This is a genomic window from Streptomyces sp. NPDC021020 (assembly GCF_044333285.1).
Lineage (GTDB): Bacteria > Actinomycetota > Actinomycetes > Streptomycetales > Streptomycetaceae > Actinacidiphila.
The window spans coordinates 811,521-833,701 of sequence record NZ_JBIRQQ010000001.1; the positions used below are offsets into that span (position 1 = coordinate 811,521).

Below are 22,181 nucleotides of genomic sequence, written 5' to 3' on the forward strand. Positions count from 1 at the left end.
GGACGGCCCGCGCGCCACAGGCCCCGGAAGACGCCCATCGATGCCGGCAGCTTCCAGGAAAACGCGAGGGGCCAGGCCCGGGGGAGTGCCCCTGACCTGGCCCGATACCGCGTCCGTCCCGCTGACAGGCTGTGCCCCAGGCAGGATTCGAACCTGCGACACCGGCTTTAGGAGAGCCGTGCTCTATCCCCTGAGCTACTGGGGCGGGATGGAGCGTGATGGAGACCGCCGGAGGCGGCCCAGGACAGGTTAGCGGATGAGGCAGGACGGGGTGGTCACCGCCAGGTACGCCGCACTGCGGGACGCGGTCGGCGTCCCGGCCCTACCGTGGATGAGGAGGCGGGCGACAGAGGCCGTTCGGGTGAGACGAAGGGGGCGGCATGGAGGCGGAGTTGGCGGGGCTCGCGGCGTCCGGCGCGACAACGGTGGTGGGGCTGATGGCCTCGGACGCCTGGGCGCAGGTCAGGGCGCGGCTGGCGCGGTTCCTCGCGCGGGGCGGCGCGGAAGGCGCGGAGGAGGCGGTGAGCGCCGACCTGGAGCGTTCCCGCGGTGAGCTGGCCGAGGCGCGCCAGGCCCGGGACGCGGGTGTCGAGGACGACGTACGGGCCGAGTGGCGGCTGCGGCTGCGGCGGACGCTCCAGGCGGATCCGGCTGCGGCGGACGAGCTGCGCCGCATGCTGGCCGAGCTGGCTCCCGAGCCTCAGTCGACGGGCGCCACCACGTACTACACGGCGAACACGATGCACGGCGGCGTGTATCACGAGGCCGTGATCTTGGCGGGCTCGATCACCTACCACGGCGTGCAGCCGCCCGGTCACGGCACGCCTTCCACCGAGACGGCGCCGGGTGACGCGGACCCGCCCGCGGGGCACTGAGCAGGGCGGGAATAGTCACGGAAGGTCGTCCGTTCCTGTGGTTGAAACATCAACCAATGGGACGGTGGACGATATGCAGTTCGGGATCTTCACGGTCGGCGACGTCACCACGGACCCGACGAACGGGCGGACGCCGAGCGAGCACGAGCGGATCAAGGCGATGGTCGCCATCGCGCAGAAGGCCGAAGAGGTCGGGCTCGACGTCTTCGCGACCGGCGAGCACCACAACCCGCCGTTCGTGCCGTCGTCGCCGACCACCATGCTCGGCTACATCGCCGCGCGGACCGATCGTCTGATCCTGTCCACGTCGACGACCCTCATCACCACGAACGACCCGGTCAAGATCGCCGAGGACTTCGCGATGCTCCAGCACCTCGCCGACGGCCGCGTCGACCTGATGCTGGGCCGCGGCAACACCGGCCCGGTCTACCCGTGGTTCGGCAAGGACATCCGCCAGGGCATACCGCTTGCCGTCGAGAACTACGCGCTGCTGCACAAGCTGTGGCGCGAGGACGTCGTCGACTGGGCCGGCAAGTTCCGCACCCCGCTGCAGTCCTTCACCTCCACCCCGCGCCCGCTGGACGGCGTCCCGCCGTTCGTGTGGCACGGCTCCATCCGCAGCCCGGAGATCGCCGAGCAGGCCGCCTACTACGGTGACGGCTTCTTCGCCAACAACATCTTCTGGCCCAAGGAGCACTTCAAGCGCCTCATCGGCCTCTACCGCGAGCGCTGGGCGCACTACGGCCACGGAACCCCGGAACAGGCGATCGTCGGCCTGGGCGGCCAGGTGTTCATGCGGAAGAACTCCCAGGACGCGGTACGCGAATTCCGCCCCTACTTCGACAACGCCCCGGTATACGGCCACGGGCCGTCGCTGGAGGAGTTCACCGACCAGACGCCGCTGACCGTCGGGTCGCCGCAGGAGGTCATCGACAAGACGCTCGCCTTCCGGGAATCGTTCGGCGATTATCAGCGGCAGCTGTTCCTGATGGACCACGCGGGTCTCCCGCTGAAGACGGTGCTGGAGCAGCTCGACACCCTCGGCGAGGAGGTCGTCCCGGTGCTGCGGCGCGAGTTCGCTGCGGGCCGCCCGGCCGACGTGCCGGACGGACCCACCCACCAGGCGCTCGTCGCCCGCAGTGCGGCCGACCGCGACAGCGACGACAGCCGTAACACCCACGACAACGCGGAGGTGAGCGCATGACCAGGCACCTCGTGGTGATCACCGCCGGCCTCGGTCGACCGTCCTCCACCCGGCTGCTCGCCGACCGGCTGGCGGCCGCGACCCGGCAGCACGTCGCCGAGAGCGCGGGCACCGGCCCGGGGCCGGAATTGGACGTGCGGGTCGTCGAGCTGCGCGATCTGGCGAACGAGATCGCCCAGAACATGGTCACCGGCTTCCCCGGGCCGCGGCTGCGCGACGCCGTGGAGGCCGTGACGTCCGCCGACGGGCTGATCGCCGTCACGCCGGTCTTCACCGGGTCCTACAGCGGGCTGTTCAAGTCCTTTTTCGATGTCATCGACAAGGACGCGCTCGTCGGCACCCCGGTGCTGATCGCGGCGACCGGCGGCACCGCGCGCCACTCCCTGGTCCTTGAGCACGCCCTGCGGCCGCTGTTCTCGTACCTGCGCGCGGTCGTCATGCCCACCGCGGTGTACGCGGCGACGGAGGACTGGGGCACCGCAGGCGCTGCGAACACCGCGGGCGACGACCCCCTTGCCCTCCGCGTCGCCCGCGCCGCTGCCGAACTCTCCCGGTATTTGGCAGGCGCCCCGGCCCCGCGCCCGCCGTCCCCCGACGAGACGTTCACCCCGTTCGCCCAGCAACTCGCGGCGCTGACTCCGGACGATTGACGCTGGCCGGTTATCGCCGATCGATTACCGACGGGCGACGGGCGACGGGCGACGGGCGTCGAACGATTGACGCCGCGCGATTGGTGTCGGGCTCCGCGGGGTGAGCCGCGCGTACGCGGCTACGCCGAACTCACCCCCGCGGCACCGTCCCGACTCCCGCTGCCCGGAGCCCCCTCGTCGAGGAATTCGACGACGGCCAGCACACCCACCGCGACGAGCGCGATCCAGAAGACGACCAGACCCGTCGGGTAGGACCACAGCAACACCGCCAGCCCCGCCCCCACGACGACCACCCACCGCAGCGCGTGCCGGTAGCGGTGCACCCACGGCCCCACGGGCCCGGTCGTCGACGGCCCCACCGCCTGCCGTACCGCGCCGATCCCCGTCTCCCACGCGCTCCTCACCCGCGTCGCCCACCGCCCGGCACCGCTCAGCCACGCCCCGACGGCGACCAGCACCCCCAGGACGACCACCATACGCACGGTCATCCGCAGGAATCGGGTCATCTGGTCGTAGACCGCACCGGCCGCCGCCTGGTTCGTGTCGGCAGGCAGATGATCCAGATAGACGATCCGGAAGATCGACAGTCCGATGCCGAGCACCGCCACGCCCGCGGCCACACCCAGCGCGGCCGCCACCAGGGCCCGCCGCCGGTGCGCGGCGAGCAGCACGCCCGCGGCCGCCAGCACCACGGTGACCACCGGCAGCCAGTTCCCCGCGACTTGCAGCACCCGGAATCCTGTCTGCGCCCGCTGCACGTCCTTCGACTTCACCAGCGTGTAGTCGGTCCGCACCTCGGGGATCACCGACGCCACACTCAGCCCGCGGTCCAGCAGCCGCTGCTTCACCTGCGCCACCACCGGCTCCAGGTCCAGCACCACCGCGTCCCCCTGCACCCGCACCGCAGTGTCGCCGCTCCCGGTCAAGGCGCCGGTGAAGGCCGCGTGCGCCTGCCGGTTCAGCTGCTCCCAGGTGCGGGCGAAGGCGTCGCTCGCGACGAAGTTCGCCACCGTCTGCCGGACGAAGTCCCGGATCCCGCTGGTGATGGGCCCCTGCAGGCCACCGAGCGCCCGCTCCAGCCGCAGGCGGTCGCTCGGCGCCACGCGCGACAGCAGCGAATCGATATCGATTTTCGCCATCGCCGCGTCCGTGACCCGGTCGGTCACCGCGGCCTGGACATCCGGATGCCGGGCGAGCGGCGCGACCGTCGCCACATAGCGGTCCGTGTCGGCCATCTCGTCGGCGATCCACACCGCCACGGCGCCGAGCGGGGCGAGCACGGCTGCCAGCGTGATGAGCAGCGCGGACAGGGTCGTACGCCACCACGGCCGTCCGGGCACGCGCCTTCGCAACGCCGCCAACTCCGCGCGCTCGTCGGCACTGAGCGGCCTGTCACCCGGTCCGCCGATCCCGCCGGGTCCGTCCGCGCTCGTCGCCATGTGCGCACTCCCTCGCCGGTCCCGCGGGCGACCCGCCACTCCCGGCCCGTGCGGTTCCTTCCGGCCAGTCAACGGCCCTGCCGCCCCGCCTGCGCGTGCAGCTGCTCCGTACGGGTGGCGGGGCCACGCCCGCGCTCACCCGCACGGGTGACCGCCGCCGGGACCCGGCGTCGCCGGTGGACCGATCGGGTCACGCCGAACGGGTGAGTGCGCGTTATCCGCCCCGCCCCGGCGGTTAGTCATCGTCGTGCAGCTGCCGCAACCCCACTGGCGTGGCCGTCATCACCACCAGGGACGGTCGTCCGATGGCGGTCGCGGTGGATTCCCGGGCCCACCCGCCCGGGACCGCCGCCCACGCCCGCACGGGGTCCCACGCCCCGCATGGCGCGGTCGCCGAGCTGCACCTAGCGTGGAAATTCCGGGGGGACGCGCGCAAGCGCAAAGGAGACCCACGCCATGGCACGAAGCTCCTCCGAGTCGTCGGCCGCCAAGGGCCGGGAGAGCGCCCCGGGATCACCGCACGGGCAGGGCGTCCCCGACGAGCAGTCCTCCCGCCGCTGGTGGGTGCTCGTCGTCATCGGCATCGCTCAGCTGATGGTCATCCTGGACGCCACGATCGTGACCATCGCACTGCCCTCCGCCCAGAAGGACCTCGGCTTCAGCGACGGCGACCGCCAGTGGGTCGTCACCGCCTACGCCCTCGCCTTCGGCTCCCTGCTGCTGTTCGGCGGCCGGCTCGCCGACCTCGTCGGGCGCAAGCGGATCTTCCTGATCGGCCTGGTCGGCTTCGCCGGCGCGTCGGCCATGGGCGGCGCGGCGGGCAGCTTCGAGATCCTCGTGGCGGCACGCGCCCTCCAGGGCGCCTTCGCGGCCGTGCTCGCGCCCGCCGCCCTGTCGCTGCTCACGACGACGTTCACCGACGCCAAGGAGCGCGCCAAGGCCTTCGGCATCTACGGCGCCATCGCGGGCGCGGGAGCCGCCGTCGGGCTGCTCCTCGGCGGCCTGCTCACCGAGTACCTGGACTGGCGCTGGTGCCTGTACGTCAACCTGATCTTCGCCGTCATCGCCTTCATCGGCGGCGCGCGACTGCTGGCCCCCGGCACCCCGCCCGACCGCCCGTCCCTCGACATCCCGGGGACGCTCCTCGTCTCCAGCGGCCTGTTCTGCATCGTGTACGGCTTCTCCAACGCCGAACGGCACTCCTGGAGCGCCGGCAGCACCTGGGGCTTCCTGCTGGCCGGTGTGGTCCTCCTGGCAGCCTTCGTGTGGTGGCAGCGGCGTGCGAGGCACCCGCTGCTGCCGATGCGCGTCGTCGCCGACCGCGACCGCGGTGCGTCGTTCGTGGCGATGTTCCTGTCCGGCGCGGGAATGTTCGGCGTTTTCCTCTTCCTGACGTACTACATGCAGCGCACGCTGCTGTACTCGCCGGTGAAGACGGGCGTGGCCTTCCTGCCGATGGTGGCGGTGCTGGTAATCACGTCCGTGACGACGACCAACGTGCTGGTGCCGAAGTTCGGCGCCAGGCCGATCGTGCCCACCGGCATGCTGCTGGCCGGCGGTGCCATGGCATGGATGACGGCACTGGACGGCAGCAGCACGTACGCCGGGCACGTCATGCCACCGCTGCTCCTGCTGGGCCTGGGCCTCGGGCTGATCTTCGCCACCGCGATGAACCTGGCGACCGCCGGTGTCAAGACGCACGACGCGGGTGTCGCCTCGGCAATGGTCAACACCAGCCAGCAGGTCGGCGGCTCGGTCGGCACCTCGCTGCTGAACACCCTGGCCACGAGCGCGGCCACCAGCTACCTCTCCGGCCGCCGCCCGAGCCCGGCCGCGGTCGCCCAGGCCCAACTGCACAGCTACACCGTCGCCTACTGGTGGTCCGCGGGCTTCTTCGCCTTCGGCTTCGTCATCACCTTCCTGCTGTTCCGACCAGGGCCGCCGCGTATTGCCGAGGAGACCGCCGAGGAGAGCCCGTCCACAGCCCCGGCCTGACCTGCGGCAATATGCGCGGTGTATCCACATCGCGGAAACCCGCCCCGTAAAGCTGGTGTATACAGCTACCGTTTCGTCATGACAGCCAACGCGACAGGCAATGTGACAGGCTCCGAGCCGGACGCGGTCGCCGTACTCGACGCGGTAAGCGTGCGCCGCTACACGACCGGCCAGGTCATCCTCGACGACATCACCTGGACGGTCCGCGCGGGCCAGCACTGGGCGCTGCTCGGCGCGAACGGCGCCGGCAAGACCACCATCCTGCGGCTGATCGGTGCGCTGATGCACCCGACCACCGGGACCGTCGACGTACTCGGCCACCGCCTGGGCCGCGTCGACATGCGCGAACTGCGCGCCCACATCGGTCTCGTCTCCTCGGCGCAGAAGGTGCCGCTCGACCTGACCGCGCACGCGGTCGTGCTGACCGGCCACACCGGCACCGTGCAGCCGCTGTGGCGGATGTACGACGACGCGGTGCGCGAGCGGGCGGGCGAGCTGCTGGCCGAGCTGGAGATCAAGGAGCTCGCGGAGCGCGCTTACGGCGTCTGCTCGGGCGGCCAGCGCGCCCGCATCCTGGTGGCGCGGGCGCTGATGGCCGACCCGTCGCTGCTACTGCTGGACGAGCCGTTCAACGCCCTTGACCTGCCGTCGCGCGAGGACCTGATCGACGCCCTCCACCGGCTCGCCGTCACCAGGCCGTCGCTGACCACGATCACCGTCACCCACCATCTGGAGGAGCTGTCACCGGCCATCGATAATGTCCTGCTGCTGAAGGAGGGCCGCGTGCTGACGTCGGGCCCTGCTGAGCAGGTGCTCACCGCCGAGCAGATGACGCGCTGCTTCGGGCGGCCTATCGAGGTCAGCCGCCACGGGGGCCGCTGGCTCGCCCGCTCGGGCCGCGTCACGCCGCACACCTGATACGTGCCGGCGCGGACGGTGCCGTCAGCGAAGCCAGGGCACGTCCGCGCCGTCGCTGCTGTGCAGTCCCTCGGCAATGACCCGCGAGATCTCCCCGAGCTGCCGGCTCTGCTCAGGAGTGAGCCGGTCGAAGACCGCGCCGCGCACGGCGGCGACATGGCCGGGCGCGGTACGCACCAGCTCCGCGTAGCCGGCGTCCGTCAGCACGCACACCTGGCCGCGCCGGTCGGTGGGGCAGTCCTCCCGGCGCACCCAGCCGTGACCCTCCAGCCGGGCGACGGCGTGCGAGAGCCGGGACCGGGTGATCTTGGCCCGCTCTGCCAGCTCGGTCATCCGCATGCTGCGGCCGGGAGTCTCCGACAAGGTGCTGAGCAGGGCGTAATACATGTGCGGGATGCCCGCGTCACGCTGCAGCTGACGGTCGAGGTGGTCGTCCAGCAGCGTCGTGGCCTGCAGGAAAGCCCGCCACGTCGCCTGCTGTTCTTCTGTCAGCCAAGTCATGGGTCCATGGTAGAGCGTTTCTTGAAGATTCAATGAAATGCGCCGCCGTGTGGCTGTCGCAGCGCTCTCGAGAGGCTCGTATCGATCATCGATGAGCGCTTGTGGTGCAGGTCACGCCGCGTGCGCGAAATATCCGGGGACAGGATCCCCGTTTGACTTGCTGGCCACCAAACGGAGGTGGTCTCTCCGCCGCCGGGGCGCCCCGGCGGTCCGTACGACCAGCGCAGCCCGTGAGACCGGAAGGAGCCCGCCATGCCGCTCGACGTGGACTCCGCCCCTCGGCCCCGCCCTGTGCGCCTGCGCGCCGACGCCACCCGCAATCGCGAACGCATCGTCACCGCCGCTCGCGAAGCGATAGTCGAACTCGGTCCGGACGTCGCCCTCGACGAGGTGGCCCGCCGGGCGGGCGTGGGCAACGCCACGCTGTACCGGCACTTCACCGACCGCGCCGACCTGGTCCGTCAGGTCACGCTGTCAGTGGTGGCCCGTACAGTGAAACGCGCCGAGGATGCGCTGGCCGAAGAGCCGGACGCGTTCGCCGCGCTGCGCCGTTTCGTTCTGGAAGCGGCGCAGGAGCGGATCGGCGCCCTGTGTCCTCTGCTCACCGATGTCTTCGACCGCCAGGACCCCGCGGTCGTCCGTCAGGTCGAACAGATGGAGCGGTCGATCAGCGCCATCCTGGAACGCGCCCAGAACGCGGGCCTGCTGCGCACCGACATCGCCGTCGGTGACGTGATGGTCGCCGTGACACAGCTCACCCGGCCGCTGCCGGGTGTCTGCTGCGTGGGCTTCGACCGCTTCGTCCACCGCCACCTGCAGCTGTTCCTCGACGGACTACGCGCTCCGGCGCGCTCGGTCCTTACGGGAAATGCCGCGACCCTGAAGGAATTGAAAGCCGGCGTGTCGTAAACCATTCGCAATGCCCATCAACCGGGCTATAGCGTAGGCGGGCCGATGTGCCGCCGGCCCGCGCAGCCCGAGCCGCCGTCCGCTCATCTCCCGGCGCAGCGCCGCACCCGGCACCAGCAGACCGGCGGGGATCCCTGACCCCGATCCTCCGCACGGCCCCGGCCCGGCGCCACCGCCGACGCACGTCCCCACGTTCTGTCACTCCGCACCAAGTAATGAGACCAAGTCATGCCTGAAACACCCCAGCCGGATCCGAGGCGCTGGACAGCGCTCATATTCATCGCCATAGCCCAGCTGATGGTCGTCCTGGACTCGACCGTCGTGAACATCGCGCTTCCGTCCGCCCAGCAGGACCTCGGCATCTCCGACGGCAACAAGCAGTGGGTCATCACCGCGTACACCCTGGCCTTCGGCGGACTGCTGCTCTTCGGCGGCCGGGTGTCCGACCTGTGGGGACGCAAGAACACCTTCATCGTCGGCCTGCTCGGCTTCGCCGTCGCCTCGGCAATAGGCGGCGCCGCGGTCAACACGGCGATGCTGCTGGGCGCGCGCACCCTCCAGGGCGTCTTCGGCGCACTCCTGGCCCCTGCCGCGCTCTCGCTGCTCGCGGTCACGTTCACCGACGCCAAGGAACGCGCCAAGGCCTTCGGCATCTACGGTGCCATCGCGGGCGCCGGAGCTGCGGTCGGTCTGATCCTCGGCGGCGTGCTGACGCAGTTCCTCAACTGGCGCTGGGCGCTGTTCGTGAACATCCTCTTCGCCATCGCCGCCGTCATCGGCGCGGTCCTCGTCATCCGCGAGCCCGCGCAGGGCCGCAACCGCAACCGGGTGGACATCCCCGGCGTGATCCTCGCCAGCGCGGGCCTCGTCGCCCTCGTGTACGGCTTCAGCCGCGCCGAGAGCGACGGCTGGACGTCCGGGATGACCCTCGGCCTCTTCGTGGGCTCCGTGGTCCTCCTGGGCGCCTTCGCGCTCGTCGAGAGCCGCGTCTCGGCCCCGCTGCTGCCGCTGCGCGTGGTGACCGAGCGCAACCGCGGCGGTGTGTACCTGTCGCTGGGCCTCGCCGTCATCGGCATGTTCGGCCTGTTCCTCTTCCTGACCTACTACCTGCAGCAGGTCATGGGCTACTCCGCCCTCAAGTCGGGCTTCGCCTTCCTGCCCATGGTCGGCGGCATGGTCGTCGGCTCCACGCAGATCGGCACCCGGCTGATGCTGCGCGTCCGCCCCCGGCTGCTGATGGCGCCCGGCTTCCTCGTCGCCGCCCTCGGCATGCTCGTGCTGGCCCAGATCAAGGTCGACTCCTCCTACGCGGAGGTGCTGCTGCCCGGCCTGGTCCTCATGGGCCTCGGCATGGGCACCGCCTTCATGCCTGCGATGAGCCTGGCCACGCACGGGGTCCGTCCGGAGGACGCCGGTGTGGCGTCCGCCATGGTCAACACCTCGCAGCAGGTCGGCGGCTCCATCGGCACCGCGCTGCTGAACACGCTGGCCACCAGCGCCACGGCGACCTGGGTCTCCTCGCACATCACGTCGAAGGCGGACCTGAAGAACAAGCTGTTCGTCAACCAGTCCGCGGTGCACGGCTACTCCGTCGCCATCTACTGGGCGACGGGCATCCTGGTGCTCTCCGCTGTGCTGGCCTTCGTGCTGATCAACGCCGGTGTCCAGGGCGGCCACGAGCAGATCGACGGCGAGAAGTCCCCGGAGGACGTCGCCATCCCGGTCATCGCCCACTGACCCGGTGCCGGGCGGTACGAACCGCCCGGCGTCCGTACCGACGGCAGGCCCCCGCCGTTCCGTTCACTCGGAACAGCGGGGGCCTGCCGTGCTTCACATCGACAATCGATGGACGAGAGTACGACCGTGCGCCGGCATTGCGTCCGTGGGCAGGGGCGGCGCCACTGCACCCTCCCTACAAACCCTCCGGCCACTCGTATTCCGACGGCACCTGCACCTTCTCGGCGGGTGTGCCGTAGACGACGGCGATCTCGTCATGGGCGCCCAGCTTCAGCGACGCGGGGTCACCCGTCTGCTCGGTACCGTTCACGTACACGTGCAGCTCCTTGCCGTCGCCGGACTTGAACGTGCCGAGGGTGTCCTTGCCGAAGGGCACGTTCCACTCGGTCATGAACTGCCCGAGAGTGAAGTCCGCCTTCACCGGCGACTCGATGTGCACGACGCCCGACGTGTCGTGCGTGTGCAGCGGGCTGATCTGCTGCTTGACGAGGTCGATGCCGATGTCGGCCGGCACTGTCACGGCCTTGCCGTCGACGAACACGTCCAGATGGCTGTGGATGTGCAGTACCTGCCCCTCGGCACCCAGCATCGGCAGCCCTGCCGCCTTCACGCGGGTCGCGGCGTCGGTCGGCGCGGGCCAGTCCACGGACGATGCGGGCGCCTTGCCGTCGGTGTCCGCCGGGCTGCTCGCGTCGCTGGTGCCTGCAGTGGTCGTGCTGCTCGCGGCGCTGGACGGCGCCTTTTCGTCGCCCTTGTCGTCGGAGCCGCAGGCGGCCAGGACGACCGCGCCGGCCAGAACGGCCGCGCCGATCGCGATGCGTCGTTTCTGCATGGGAAAGGTCCTTGTGGTCAGCCGAACTGGACGGAGCGTTTTGCCAGCCCCATCCAGAATCCGTCGATGATGCTGCGCTGGCTGCCGAGTTCGGACTCGGCGGCGCCGAGCGTAACGAACAGCGGCGCGAAGTGCTCGGTGCGCGGGTGCGCCAGGCGCCCGGCGGGCGACGTGCGCTCGAAGTCCAGCAGCGCGTCGATGTCCTGCGCCTCCAGCGCCCGCTGGCCCCAGTCGTCGAACTCCGCCGACCAAGCGGGCGGCTGCGGCCCCGCATGGCGCAGGGCGGCGAGATTGTGGGTGAAGAAGCCACTGCCGACGATGAGCACACCCTCGTCCCGCAGCGGCGCGAGACGCCGACCGATCTCCAGCAGGCCTGTCGGGTCCAGCGTCGGCATGGACACCTGCAGGACGGGGACGTCCGCGGCCGGGAACATCTCCACCAGCGGCACATAGGCACCGTGGTCCAGGCCGCGCTCGGGCACGTCCTGCACGGGACTGCCCGCCCTGCGCAACAGCTTCCGCACGTCCTCGGCCAGCTCGGGCGCGCCGGGCGCGGGATATGTGACCTGGTAGTAGTGCTCGGGGAAGCCCCAGAAGTCGTAGACGAGCGGCACGGTCGTCGTCGCGCCGATCGCCAGAGGCGCGTCCTCCCAGTGCGCGGAGATGACGAGCACGGCCTTGGGGCGCGGCAGGGCCGCCGCCCAGTCGGCAAGCTGGCCGGGCCACAGGGGGTCGTCGGCAAGCGGTGGGGCGCCGTGCGAGAGGTAGAGCGCGGGCATGCGCTCGGGGGCTGCTGTGGTCATGGCGCACCTCCTTGAAAGTTCATGCGTATGCAACGACGGTACCGCAGCTGCTTGAAGTTTCAAATATCTCGGTACATTGCCGCGCCGTTCCCTTGCTCCCTCCCGGCGTCCGGGTCTGCCAGGCCCCAGGTGCACTCGGCGGTCAGTCCAGCCGCTTCTCCAGCCAAGCCACGTCGTGGTAGGCGCCGAACTTCCGTCCGACCTCCTGGAAAATCCCGACCTGGTTGAAGCCGAAGCGCTCGTGGATACGTATCGATGCCTCGTTCGGCAGTGTCACGCCCGCGTACGCGCGGTGCACGTCCTCATCGGCGAGTGCCTCGAACAGTGCCGCATAGAGCAGTGAACCGATGCCGCGCCCGCCCGCCCCGGGTGCGAGGTAGATGCTCGTCTCCACCGACGTCGCGTAGGCCGCCTTCGGGCGGTACGGGCTGCTCGTCGCGTAACCGACAACCTGGCCGCCTTGCGCGGACCGGGCAACCAAGAGGCGGTGGGGGCCGTCTTCCGGGTGGGAGAGCAGCCAGGGGCGGCGGTCGTCGGGGGTGATGGGGTCGATGTCGAAAGTGACCGGCGTCTCGCGGATGTAGTGGTTGTAAATCTCCGTGAGCGCCGCAAGGTCGCCTTCCGTACCCGCTCTGACCTGGACATCCGTACGTTCCAGCATGGGGCGGCCTCTCGGTGTGGCGGACAGGGTACTGCATGATCATAAAAAACAGGTGACGACATGGGAATTGTGTCCGGATTCCAGTCGTTATCCCGATCGGATGGGGCAAGCGCACAGCAAGCCCGAAGAACAGCGGCAGCCGCACACCAGGGGCTCGGCCGCAGGTTCCACGGCGTTGGTTGTGACCGCATGCCCGGTCCGACCGAGACCGACCGCACCTTCGTAAAGGGAGCACGCATGGCAACCCGTGCCGTCGCCCGTCGTCACGCAGGCGGGACCAGCAGCGTTCGCGCCGCGGGCGGGGAAGTGGCCGACCGCGACCTCGTCGGCATGTACCTGGACGAGATCGCGCGTACGCCGCTCCTCGACGCCGCCCGCGAGGTCGAGCTGTCCCGGGACATCGAAGCAGGAGTCTACGCCGAGCGCATCCTCGCCTCGGACCCGGATCTGCCGGCAGGCGCCGGCGGCGAGGTCACGCGCGAGGAACTCGAGGCCCTGGTGGCCGCCGGGGAGCGCGCCAAGGACATCTTCATCCGCTCCAACCTCCGGCTCGTCGTCGCGGTGGCTCGTCGCTACCCGCGTAGCGGCCTGCCCCTGCTCGACCTCATCCAGGAGGGCAACGCCGGCCTGGTACGAGCCGTCGAGAAGTTCGACTACGCCAAGGGCTTCAAGTTCTCCACGTACGCGACCTGGTGGATCCGGCAGGCCATCACCAGGTCCATCGCCGACCAGTCCCGCACCATCCGGCTGCCGGTGCACCTCGTGGAGGAGCTCGGGCGGATCCGCCGGGTCCAGCGCGAGTTCAACCGCGAGCACGGCCGCGATGCCGAGCCCGCCGAGATCGCGACCGAGCTGTCCTCCACCCCGGAGCGCGTCGCCGACGTCCTTGACTGGGCCCGCGACCCGGTGTCCCTGAACATGTCGGTGGACGCCGAGGGTGAGACCGAGTTCGGCGACCTGGTCGAGGACGGCGCCGCACCTTCGCCGGAGGACTCCGTCCTGGTCATGCTGCGCCGTGAGGAACTCGACAGCCTGATCGACCGCCTCGACGACCGCACCGCGTCCATCATCCGCGCCCGCTACGGCATCGTGGACGGCCGCGAGCGCACGCTCACCGAGGTCGGCAAGGAGCACGGCCTCACCCGCGAGCGCATCCGGCAGATCGAGAAGCACGCCCTGGCCGACCTCAAGAGGATGGCTCGCGCCACCGGGCTGGACTACGAAGCAGCCTGACATCCCCGCCGGTCCGCCCGCTCCACGGGCCGGCCCACAGACCCGGACCCCGGTGCCACCCCCCCCGCGCCGGGGTTCGGTCCTGCCGTGCCGATGCCCGTACCGACCACGCCCCACCGCATGGGTGCCGGTGTGCCCACCGGCGGAGCAGGGGTGAGAACCTTCGAGGCATGAGCGATCACAGCGGTGACGGCCCACAGCCGGACCACCCGGGGCCGCACCCCGGCGAGCCCCACCACGAAGGGCTGAGCACCCGGTTGAACTGGCTGCGGGCCGCTGTCCTCGGCGCCAACGACGGCATCGTCTCCACCGCCGGGCTGGTCGTCGGCGTCGCCGGCGCGACCGATTCCCGCTCGGCGCTCCTGACCGCCGGCCTCGCCGGCCTGATGGCCGGCTCGCTGTCCATGGCGGCCGGCGAATACGTGTCCGTGAGCACCCAACGCGACTCCGAACAGGCCGCCCTCGCCCTCGAACGGGAAGAACTCGCCGCCACTCCGCAAGCCGAGCTGGACGAACTCACCGGACTGCTGGAGGACCGCGGCATCTCCCGCGACCTCGCTCGGGAGGTCGCCGAACAGCTCACCGCCCGCGATGCCCTCGGCGCCCACGCTCGCGTCGAGCTCGGCATCGACCCCGACGAACTCGCCAACCCTTGGCACGCCGCCTGGGCCAGCTTCATCTCCTTCACCGTCGGTTCGCTGCTGCCCCTGCTGGCCATCGTCCTGCCGCCGCAGGAGTGGCGGCTGGCCGTCACGGTGGTCTCGGTGCTCGTCGCCCTGGTCTGCTGCGGCTGGATCAGCGCGCGGCTCGGCAGCGCCCCGGTGCGTCCGGCGGTAGCCCGCAACGCGGCTGGCGGCGCCATTGCCATGGCGGTGACCTACGCGGTGGGCGCCCTGCTCGGTGCCGCAGGGGTGTGACGGCAGGGGAGAGCCCGGACGCCGGAAGTCCCCCGCGGAGCCCGCGCGCAACCGCCGTTCAGATGCCACCCGCCGGGCGCACCGGATCCAACGACCCGCTGGTCAGAAAATGCTCGATGCGCTCCACGTACGGGGCGATGTCGATGCCCTGCGAGGCGAGCCAGGCGTCCGCGTAGTACTTCTCCAGATAGCGTTCACCGGGATCGCAGAGCAGCCCGACCACGCTGCCGTGCTCACCACGCGCCCGCATCTCCGCGATGATGCGGAACGCGGCCCACAACCCCGTCCCGGTGGAAGCGCCGGCCCGGCGGCCGAGCAGTCTCTCAAGGACGCGCACGCTCGCGATCGACGCGGCGTCCGGGACCCGCATCATCCGGTCGACGGCCCCGGGGACGAAGCTTGGCTCCACCCGCTGCCGCCCGATCCCCTCGATGCGGGAGCCGGTGTCGGTGGTCGCCGCCGGGTTGTGGTCGCGCCACCCTGGGAAGAACGCCGAGTTCTCCGGATCCGCCACGCAGACGCCGGTGGTCGCCTGCGCATAGCGGACATAGCGTGCCAGTGTTGCGGATGTCCCGCCCGTCCCCGCCGTGGCCACGATCCAGGTCGGCACCGGATGGCGTTCCGCCGCCAACTGCCGGAAGATCGACTCGGCGATGTTGTTGTTGCCCCGCCAGTCCGTCGCCCGCTCCGCGTAGGTGAACTGGTCCATGTAGTGGCCGCCGGTCTCCCGTGCCAGCCGGGTCGCGGCCCCGTAGACCTCGCCCGGATCGTCCACCAGGTGGCATCGGCCCCCGTGGAACTCGATCAGGTCGATCTTCGCTTGCACCGTCCCGCGAGCCATCACGGCCACAAAGGGGACACCGATCAGCCGGGCGAAGTAGGCCTCCGAGACCGCCGTCGAGCCGCTGGACGCCTCGATCACCGGACGCTCCGGGCGGATCCAGCCGTTGCACAGCGCGTACAGGAACAGCGACCGGGCCAGCCGGTGCTTCAGCGATCCTGTCGGATGCGTCGACTCGTCCTTGAGGTAGAGATCGATCCCCCAGGCCGCCGGTAGCGGCACTGACAGCAAATGGGTATCTGCGGACCGGTTGGCGTCCGCCTGGACCTTTCCCACGGCCTCGCTCAACCAGTGGCGGTACGCGAGGTCGCTTCGGTCGACATCCATCTCCTCCGCCGGAGCGGCGGCGGCGCGGTCCGCCTGCGGACTCGGTTCTGGTGCGTGCATGGGCCCAGGTATATCCGTCCGACGGCATCAAACCGACACTTGGGGTATCTCCCCCCACCCGCTTGGGTGGCGGTGTCGGTCGACTCACGCTGGCGGCGCCGTACCCTGGAGCCATGAGCGCAGCGCCAGACCCCGACCACACCTCCGAGTCCGAGGGTGCGGGTCGTACCGCCGCCGAGGTGGCGGCGGGGAGTGGCGAGGCTTCCCCCCGCCCGGCAGCCGCGCCCTCGGGGCTCGTTTTCGACGACCCGTTCGACCGGCCCTCGACCGACGACACGGACCGGGGCTGGGGTGAGCTGCCAGCCGGCTCGGCTGACGACGACTTCGCCCGCTTCCTCAGCCAGAAGCCCCCGCACCACCTCTGAAGCAACCCGGTGCCAGGGCTCAGCCCGCGCCGCCGGAGCGAGGCGCCACCAGCGCGTCGCGGATGTCCCTCAGCAACGTGATCTCGTCCGTCTCCACGTTCACCTCGTTCTTCGCCGCCGCGGGCTCGGCCGTCTGCGGCGCCTCCTGCTTCGCGGCCCGCCGCGCCAGGTACCGGGCCATCGGAAGGACCATCAGGAAGTACACGACCGCCGCTGTGATCAGGAACGTGAGCGTCGCGCTCAGTACGGAACCCCACAGGATGTGGATCCCGCTGACCGTCTCGCCCTTGCTGTCCACCGCGCACGGGCCTTTGAGACAGGACGAGTACCCAGCGAGGTCCTTCGTACCGAAGGCACCGACCAGCGGATTGATGATCCCGTTGACGACGGAGTTCACGATGCTGCTGAACGCCGCTCCCACGACGACCGCGACCGCGAGGTCGATGACGTTCCCCCGCGTGATGAACTCCTTGAAACCTGCCAGCAGGCTCGGTTGCTCCGTCTGGCTCATCGATGTGCCCCTTCCCTGACGCCGGTCTGACGGAATGAAAGATTCCGCCATGGAAGGCAATCCGGGGGCGCTCTGTCCAATCGCCTCTCACGAAAGGGTGATTCAGCACAGTGCCACCGCCAGCGGGTTCGACAGGGCTGCTCCCGACAGGGCGGCGGCAACGCCACGCGGCACGGACAGGACGACGAGCGCACCACCTGTCCCGCCCGCGTTCGCGGCGGTGGGCGGCGCTTCGCCCTCGGCGTTGTCCAGGGGCGGCGTGGCCCCGAGCGGCCCGGCGGGCTGCTCAGGGATCGCGACGACGCTGACGCCCGAGGCCACTACCCGTGCCGCCGCCAGGACGTCCACCCGGTCGCCCGGCTGCAGCAGGCGCACCGCCTCGGCGTCAGCGATCCGCACGGGCGCCCTCACGAGCCGGTCCGCCGTGGCGCCGCCGACGGACCCCGTGGTCGGACCAGGCGCGCGATGCCGTGCGACCGTCTGCTGGCCGTGAGGCGGTGGAGGGTCATAGGCGGCCGACACGGCGAGCACGGCTGCTGCCACTGCCATCCCGGCTGCGAGCGGCCGGCGTCTGAGCCGTGGAACGCCGGGAAGCAGGCGCCGTACGCCGCCGCGTCCCGCGCGGATCGGAGGGAAGTCCGGAACGGCCCGGCCCGGCGGGGTGTACGGGGCGGGGACGCCCGAACCCCCGGCCGCCGCGGTCTCGGGCGTCATGCCGACGGGCAGGGAGGGTCTGAACGACGGGGCAGCTGGAGCGGCGAGCGGGGCCGACGAGGACGTACGCACTGGGATCACCACCGGACGCGAAGGGGTCGACGACCGGGCACTCGGTCGACGTCCTCACGATCGCGTACGCGGGCACATCCGCGTTCAGGGCCTGTGGATAACTTCCATCCCTGTGGAAAACCCAGCCCCTCGCGAGATCGTGTCCCTCCGGCCCGCGAGCCGGAGGGAGAGCCTCGCCTACGGCAGCGGGATCCCGGGGTCCTGACCGCCGAGCGCGTCGACGCACAGGCATGTGCGCCCGGAGTTCGAGGGCAGTGCCGCGACGACGTCGAAGAGGACGTCCCGCATCCGCCCGACGTTGGCCGCGAAGACCTCGAGAACCTCCTCGTGCGAGACGCCTTCGCCGGTGTCGGCCCCCGCGTCCAGATCGGTCACGAGATTCAGGGACGTGTAGCACAGGCCGAGCTCCCGGGCGAGCACCGCCTCCGGGTGTCCGGTCATGCCGACGACCGACCACCCCTGAGCGGCGTGCCAGAGGGACTCCGCGCGCGTGGAGAAACGTGGTCCTTCCACTACGACGAGCGTCCCGCCGTCCACGGCTTCCCAGCCACTCGACCGGGCGACGCCGACTGCTGCCTTCCGTCCGACCGGGCAGTAAGGGTCTGCGAAGGTCGTATGGACCACGTTCGGGACCAGGCCGTCCGCCCGTGCTTCCCCGTCGAAGTAGGACTGCGCGCGCGACTTCGTGCGGTCGACGAGCTGGTCGGGTACGAGGAGCGTCCCGGGACCGTACTCGGCTCGCAATCCGCCCACCGCACAGGGCCCGAGCACCTGGCGCACGCCGACCGCGCGCAGCGCCCACAGATTGGCTCGATAATTGATCTTGTGTGGTGGAAGGTGATGCGACCGGCCATGCCGCGGCAAGAATGCCACGCGCCTACCCGCGACATCACCGACGAACAGCGAATCGCTGGCCGCCCCGTAGGGCGTCTCGACGGTGACTTCGGTCACATCGTCGAGGAAGGAGTAGAAGCCGGATCCGCCGATCACGCCGATCTCGGCTCGCACGTCTGTCGCACTGCCGCTCTGCACCATGTCCGTCACCCTAAGCGGGCTGCGGGGAGGCGACGAACCCCCGCCGTGTCGACGGCGGAGGTCCGGGAGTGGAAGGCAGCTGCTCGCCGTGCCCGGTCAGGCCGCGGAGGAGCTGTTCGACGAGGAGGAGGACCCGGAGGACGCCGTGGACGACGACGAGCCGGACGACGAACTGTCGGTCGCCTTGCTGTCCGAGGTGCTGCTCTTCGCGGCAGGTGTGCTGCTGGACGAAGAGCCGCGGCTGTCGGTCCGGTAGAAGCCGGATCCCTTGAAGACCACGCCCACCGCAGAGAACACCTTGCGCAGCCGTCCGCCGCAGTTGGGGCACTCGGTCAGTGCGTCGTCGCTGAACTTCTGCACCGCCTCGAGGCCCTCGCCGCACTCGGTGCACTGGTACTGATACGTCGGCACTAGCTCCTCCTGGCACTCTCACTCATTGAGTGCTAACGACGCTCAATAGTGCAGCATTTCCGTGCCTCAGTCCACCGTGACCGCCGGACGGTGACCGATCACACCCGCTGCCGGTACGGTCGAAGGCTGCGGCACCAGGTGCTTGCGCAGCATGGCGATCATCGCGAAAGCGGCAGCAGTGCCGGTCAGCGGCACGCAGAAGGCCCCACCGGCCCCGACACCGTCCGCGAGCAGCCCTGCGGCGGTGACCGCCGCGGCCTGACCGAGCGCGACTGCACCTGTCAGCCATGTGAACGCCTCCGTTCGCGTGCCGACGGGCACCAGCGCCTCGACCAGCGTGTAGCCGGTGATCAAGGCGGGTGCGATGCAGAGCCCCACCACGAGGACCAGCCCGCTCACCAGAGGCAGGCTCTGTGCGGCCCACAGCGGGACGCACGCGAGGGTGAGCGCGCCGTAAGCCGTCAGCAGCCGCCTGCGAGGGCTGCGACGCCAGGACAGGGCGCCGTAGGCCACACCCGCCAGCATGTTGCCCGCGGCGAAGGTGCCGTAGACCAGCCCGTTGAGCCCGGGGTGGCCCGCCTCCTGGGTGACGGCGGTGACCGACACCTGCATGCCGCCGAACACGGCACCGATACCGACGAACGCGGCCACAAGAGCCTGTACGCCCGGCACCGACAGCGCGGAGGTCCGGTGACGGGCGCCCTCGGCCGTCCTGCGCTGCGGGGGCGGAGCCGTTCTGCGCTGCGCCGCGAACAGCCATCCACCCGCAAGAGTGAGCAACGCCTCGGCAATGAGTCCAGCGGCAGGGTGGATCCCTGTGCACATCGCTGTGGCCAGGATCGGCCCGACGACGAACGTGAATTCGTCGGTCACCGATTCGAAAGCGGCAGCCGTCTGCAGGAGCGGAGAAACGCCGCCGACCGGATCGTTGAGCGCTGTCGCCCATCGTGACCGCACCATGGGGCCGATCTGCGGCACTGTCGCGCCCGCCGGAACCGCCGCCGTGAGCAGCGCCCACATCGGCGCATGTGCCAGGGTCAGGACCACCAGCGTGCACACCGATGCCGCGTGCAAGGCCACACCGGGTACGAGAACGGCAGACTGACCGTGCCGGTCGGCAAGCCGACCGGCACCCGGCGCGCAGAGCGCCATGGCGACGCCCGTCACAGCCGCGGCGGCACCCGCCTTGCCGTAGGAGCCGGTCGTGTGTTCCACGAGCAGCACCAGGCTGATCGTGAGCATCGCGAAAGGCTGCCGCGCCGCGAAACCGGGGAGGACGAAGGCGCGCGCTCCGGGAGTGCCGAGCAGTTGCCGGTACCCCGGCTTGCGGGCAGTCTGCTGCGACGGGGACGTGGGCACCGTAGATGCCACTGGCTGGTCATTTCTGCCGCCTGGTAGCGCGTACACGGTTCGGACCGTGGTGTCGCGCCGAGGGCCGTCCGCTCAGCGCGGGTCACCGCGCCGGCCCTGCATCAGACAGTGGTCGTACTGGACAAATACCGCACCATCATACGTAAGCCCGCGCCGGCCGCGCCCGGCTGCCGGGCACCTCAGCCCTGGCGGGCCTTGCCGCGTTCCTCGAGCCAGCCGGCGAGCTTGCCGCCGCGTCCCACGGCACGTAGGCGATCCTCCGCCGCATCCCGTACGGGGTCGGTGGTGACGACGAGCAGTTCGTCGCCGCGCCGGAGGGTGGTCGACGGCAGGGGTACGAAGCTGGCCCCGTCGCGTACGACGAGTGTCACGGCAGCGCCGGTCGGCAACCGGAGTTCGTTGACCTCGACGCCGTGCATCCGCGAACCCTCGGGAATTGCGACGGAGAGCAGATGCCCGCGCAGCCGCTCCAGCGGCGCCGACTCGATGCCCAGATCTGCCGGGCCGCTGTTCTCGCCCAGGCGCAGGCGCCGCGCCAGCCACGGAAGCGTCGGCCCCTGGACGAGGGTGTAGAAGATCACCAGGACGAAGACGATATTGAAGATCCTCCGGCTTTCGGGCACTCCGGCGACCATGGGAATCGTGGCCAGGACGATCGGTACGGCACCGCGCAGCCCCGCCCACGACATCAGCGCCTGCTCGCGCCAGGGGACCCGGAAGGGCAGCAAGCTGATCACGACCTCGGCGGGGCGGGCGAACAGGGTCAGGAACAAGCCGATGATCAGCGCGGGAACGATGTCGTCGCCCAGCTCGTGCGGGGTCACCAGCAGCCCGAGGAGCACGAACAGGCCGATCTGTGCGATCCAGCCGAGCCCCTCGGCGAATCCACGCGTTGCGGGGCGGTGCGGCAGCTTCGAGTTGCCGAGGATGAGCGAGGCGATGTAAACCGCGAGGAAGCCCGAACCGTGTGCCATGGCGCCGGCCGCGTACGCGGCGACCGCGATCGCCATGACAGCGATCGGGTAGAGCCCCGAGGCCGGCAGTGCTACGTGCTTGAGTCCGTAGGCGCCGATCCAGCCCACCGCGATCCCGATTGCGCCGCCGATGGCCAGTTCCAGAAGGGTCTCGCCCAGCAGGTGGTACCAGGAATCTATGTGCCCGTTCGCGGAGAAGGCGATCACCATGATCACCACCGGGGCGTCGTTGAAACCCGACTCTGCTTCGAGCACGCCGGTTATGCGCTTGGGCAGCGGGACATTGCGCAGGACGGAGAAGACTGCCGCGGCGTCCGTGGAGGACACCACCGCACCGATGATCAGCGACTGGCGCCAGTCGAGCCCCACCGCGTAGTGGGCCGCTGCCGCAGTGATGATCACACTCACGACGACGCCGACAGTCGATAGCACAGCGGCGATCGGCATGACCGGCTTGATCTCATGCCACTTCGTGCCGAGCCCGCCTTCGGCAAGAATCACCACAAGTGCCGCATAACCGAGCACCTGGGTCAGCTCGACGTTGTCGAAGGTGAAGCCGAAAGGGCCGTCCTGTCCTATGGCGACGCCGATGCCGAGGTAGATGAGCAGGGTGGGAAGGCCGCTGCGGGACGCCAGGCGGACGGCGACGACCGCGACGAGCAGTACAGCCGCGCCGACCAGCAGGATCTCGTTGAGGTGGTGGACAGTCAGGGCACCGGTCCTTTCAACTTTGTTGTCTAGGCTAATATTTTACCCTCTCTTGACGTTGTATGGTCCACATCACGGCAGGTCCGACTCCGCGTCCCTGCCGCACAAGGCGTGCGCC

General features: G+C 70.3%; 22 protein-coding genes and 1 tRNA gene. 10 read left to right on the forward strand and 13 right to left on the reverse strand.

Going from position 1 to position 22,181, the window contains the following annotated elements:
• Positions 1-132: 132 nt before the first annotated feature.
• A tRNA-Arg gene (locus ACH4SL_RS03570) sits at positions 133-205 on the reverse strand.
• A 175-nt stretch (positions 206-380) separates the two neighbouring features.
• Here ACH4SL_RS03570 and ACH4SL_RS03575 point away from each other — a divergent pair.
• The 3 genes from ACH4SL_RS03575 (at position 381) to ACH4SL_RS03585 (ending at position 2,729) form a co-directional block, all read left to right on the forward strand.
• A complete protein-coding gene (locus tag ACH4SL_RS03575; RefSeq protein WP_398441700.1) occupies positions 381-875 on the forward strand; it encodes a hypothetical protein in 495 nt (164 codons plus the stop codon).
• 73 nt (positions 876-948) lie between these two features.
• Positions 949-2,079 (forward strand): LLM class flavin-dependent oxidoreductase, encoded by a 1,131-nt coding sequence (locus ACH4SL_RS03580; protein ID WP_398441893.1) that lies wholly within the window; start codon positions 949-951, stop codon positions 2,077-2,079.
• The gene (locus tag ACH4SL_RS03585) at positions 2,076-2,729 is read left to right on the forward strand and encodes an FMN reductase (RefSeq protein WP_398441701.1); all 654 of its coding nucleotides are present in this window, start codon (positions 2,076-2,078) and stop codon (positions 2,727-2,729) included. Before ACH4SL_RS03580 ends, ACH4SL_RS03585 begins: the two co-directional genes overlap by 4 nt.
• A 119-nt stretch (positions 2,730-2,848) precedes the next feature.
• On the opposite strand, the gene ACH4SL_RS03590 is transcribed toward ACH4SL_RS03585, so the two are convergent.
• On the reverse strand, positions 2,849-4,168 hold the full coding sequence (locus ACH4SL_RS03590; protein ID WP_398441702.1) for a hypothetical protein: 1,320 nt from the start codon (positions 4,166-4,168) through the stop codon (positions 2,849-2,851).
• Between the two features lie 456 nt (positions 4,169-4,624).
• On the opposite strand from ACH4SL_RS03590, the gene ACH4SL_RS03595 reads away from it, so the two are divergent.
• On the forward strand, positions 4,625-6,163 hold the full coding sequence (locus ACH4SL_RS03595; protein WP_398441703.1) for an MFS transporter: 1,539 nt from the start codon (positions 4,625-4,627) through the stop codon (positions 6,161-6,163).
• A 78-nt stretch (positions 6,164-6,241) separates the two neighbouring features.
• Entirely contained in the window at positions 6,242-7,081 is an 840-nt protein-coding gene (locus tag ACH4SL_RS03600; protein WP_398441705.1) for an ABC transporter ATP-binding protein, read from the forward strand.
• Between the two features lie 24 nt (positions 7,082-7,105).
• On the opposite strand, the gene ACH4SL_RS03605 is transcribed toward ACH4SL_RS03600, so the two are convergent.
• Positions 7,106-7,582: a MarR family winged helix-turn-helix transcriptional regulator gene (locus ACH4SL_RS03605; RefSeq protein ID WP_398441706.1), complete on the reverse strand. Its 477-nt coding sequence runs from the start codon at positions 7,580-7,582 to the stop codon at positions 7,106-7,108.
• Positions 7,583-7,834: 252 nt separating this feature from the next.
• Between ACH4SL_RS03605 and ACH4SL_RS03610 the strand changes: the two genes are divergently transcribed.
• Together ACH4SL_RS03610 and ACH4SL_RS03615 are read left to right on the forward strand one after the other, a co-directional pair.
• Positions 7,835-8,491, forward strand: coding sequence for a TetR/AcrR family transcriptional regulator (locus ACH4SL_RS03610; RefSeq protein ID WP_398441707.1), 657 nt, complete (start codon positions 7,835-7,837; stop codon positions 8,489-8,491).
• A 228-nt stretch (positions 8,492-8,719) separates the two neighbouring features.
• A complete protein-coding gene (locus ACH4SL_RS03615) occupies positions 8,720-10,228 on the forward strand; it encodes an MFS transporter (protein ID WP_398441708.1) in 1,509 nt (502 codons plus the stop codon).
• Positions 10,229-10,403: 175 nt separating this feature from the next.
• Here the strand turns inward: ACH4SL_RS03615 and ACH4SL_RS03620 are convergent, their stop codons facing one another.
• From ACH4SL_RS03620 to ACH4SL_RS03630, 3 genes are all read right to left on the reverse strand, one after another.
• Positions 10,404-11,060, reverse strand: a complete 657-nt coding sequence (locus ACH4SL_RS03620) for a hypothetical protein (protein ID WP_398441709.1) — start codon at positions 11,058-11,060, stop codon at positions 10,404-10,406.
• 17 nt (positions 11,061-11,077) lie between these two features.
• Complete coding sequence (locus ACH4SL_RS03625) at positions 11,078-11,863, reverse strand: dioxygenase (RefSeq protein WP_398441711.1); 786 nt, start codon at positions 11,861-11,863, stop codon at positions 11,078-11,080.
• 142 nt (positions 11,864-12,005) lie between these two features.
• The gene (locus tag ACH4SL_RS03630) at positions 12,006-12,524 is read right to left on the reverse strand and encodes a GNAT family N-acetyltransferase (protein WP_398441712.1); all 519 of its coding nucleotides are present in this window, start codon (positions 12,522-12,524) and stop codon (positions 12,006-12,008) included.
• 237 nt (positions 12,525-12,761) lie between these two features.
• Between ACH4SL_RS03630 and ACH4SL_RS03635 the strand changes: the two genes are divergently transcribed.
• Together ACH4SL_RS03635 and ACH4SL_RS03640 are read left to right on the forward strand one after the other, a co-directional pair.
• The gene (locus ACH4SL_RS03635; protein WP_398441713.1) at positions 12,762-13,757 is read left to right on the forward strand and encodes an RNA polymerase sigma factor RpoD/SigA; all 996 of its coding nucleotides are present in this window, start codon (positions 12,762-12,764) and stop codon (positions 13,755-13,757) included.
• 170 nt (positions 13,758-13,927) lie between these two features.
• Positions 13,928-14,674 (forward strand): VIT family protein, encoded by a 747-nt coding sequence (locus ACH4SL_RS03640; RefSeq protein ID WP_398441714.1) that lies wholly within the window; start codon positions 13,928-13,930, stop codon positions 14,672-14,674.
• A gap of 58 nt (positions 14,675-14,732) precedes the next feature.
• Here the strand turns inward: ACH4SL_RS03640 and ACH4SL_RS03645 are convergent, their stop codons facing one another.
• A complete protein-coding gene (locus tag ACH4SL_RS03645; protein ID WP_398441715.1) occupies positions 14,733-15,902 on the reverse strand; it encodes a PLP-dependent cysteine synthase family protein in 1,170 nt (389 codons plus the stop codon).
• A 113-nt stretch (positions 15,903-16,015) separates the two neighbouring features.
• Here ACH4SL_RS03645 and ACH4SL_RS03650 point away from each other — a divergent pair, with 113 nt between their 5' ends.
• Positions 16,016-16,267: a hypothetical protein gene (locus tag ACH4SL_RS03650; RefSeq protein ID WP_398441716.1), complete on the forward strand. Its 252-nt coding sequence runs from the start codon at positions 16,016-16,018 to the stop codon at positions 16,265-16,267.
• Between the two features lie 19 nt (positions 16,268-16,286).
• Here the strand turns inward: ACH4SL_RS03650 and mscL are convergent, their stop codons facing one another.
• The 6 genes from mscL to ACH4SL_RS03680 form a co-directional block, all read right to left on the reverse strand.
• Positions 16,287-16,778: a large conductance mechanosensitive channel protein MscL gene (gene mscL, locus ACH4SL_RS03655; protein WP_398441718.1), complete on the reverse strand. Its 492-nt coding sequence runs from the start codon at positions 16,776-16,778 to the stop codon at positions 16,287-16,289.
• Between the two features lie 102 nt (positions 16,779-16,880).
• A complete protein-coding gene (locus tag ACH4SL_RS03660; RefSeq protein ID WP_398441719.1) occupies positions 16,881-17,177 on the reverse strand; it encodes a hypothetical protein in 297 nt (98 codons plus the stop codon).
• A 564-nt stretch (positions 17,178-17,741) separates the two neighbouring features.
• Positions 17,742-18,599: an S-methyl-5'-thioadenosine phosphorylase gene (locus ACH4SL_RS03665; protein WP_398441720.1), complete on the reverse strand. Its 858-nt coding sequence runs from the start codon at positions 18,597-18,599 to the stop codon at positions 17,742-17,744.
• Between the two features lie 96 nt (positions 18,600-18,695).
• Positions 18,696-19,010, reverse strand: coding sequence for an FmdB family zinc ribbon protein (locus ACH4SL_RS03670; protein ID WP_398441721.1), 315 nt, complete (start codon positions 19,008-19,010; stop codon positions 18,696-18,698).
• A gap of 66 nt (positions 19,011-19,076) precedes the next feature.
• On the reverse strand, positions 19,077-20,252 hold the full coding sequence (locus ACH4SL_RS03675) for an MFS transporter (RefSeq protein WP_398441722.1): 1,176 nt from the start codon (positions 20,250-20,252) through the stop codon (positions 19,077-19,079).
• Between the two features lie 308 nt (positions 20,253-20,560).
• Positions 20,561-22,102, reverse strand: a complete 1,542-nt coding sequence (locus ACH4SL_RS03680) for a potassium/proton antiporter (protein WP_398441894.1) — start codon at positions 22,100-22,102, stop codon at positions 20,561-20,563.
• Positions 22,103-22,181 lie beyond the last annotated feature (79 nt).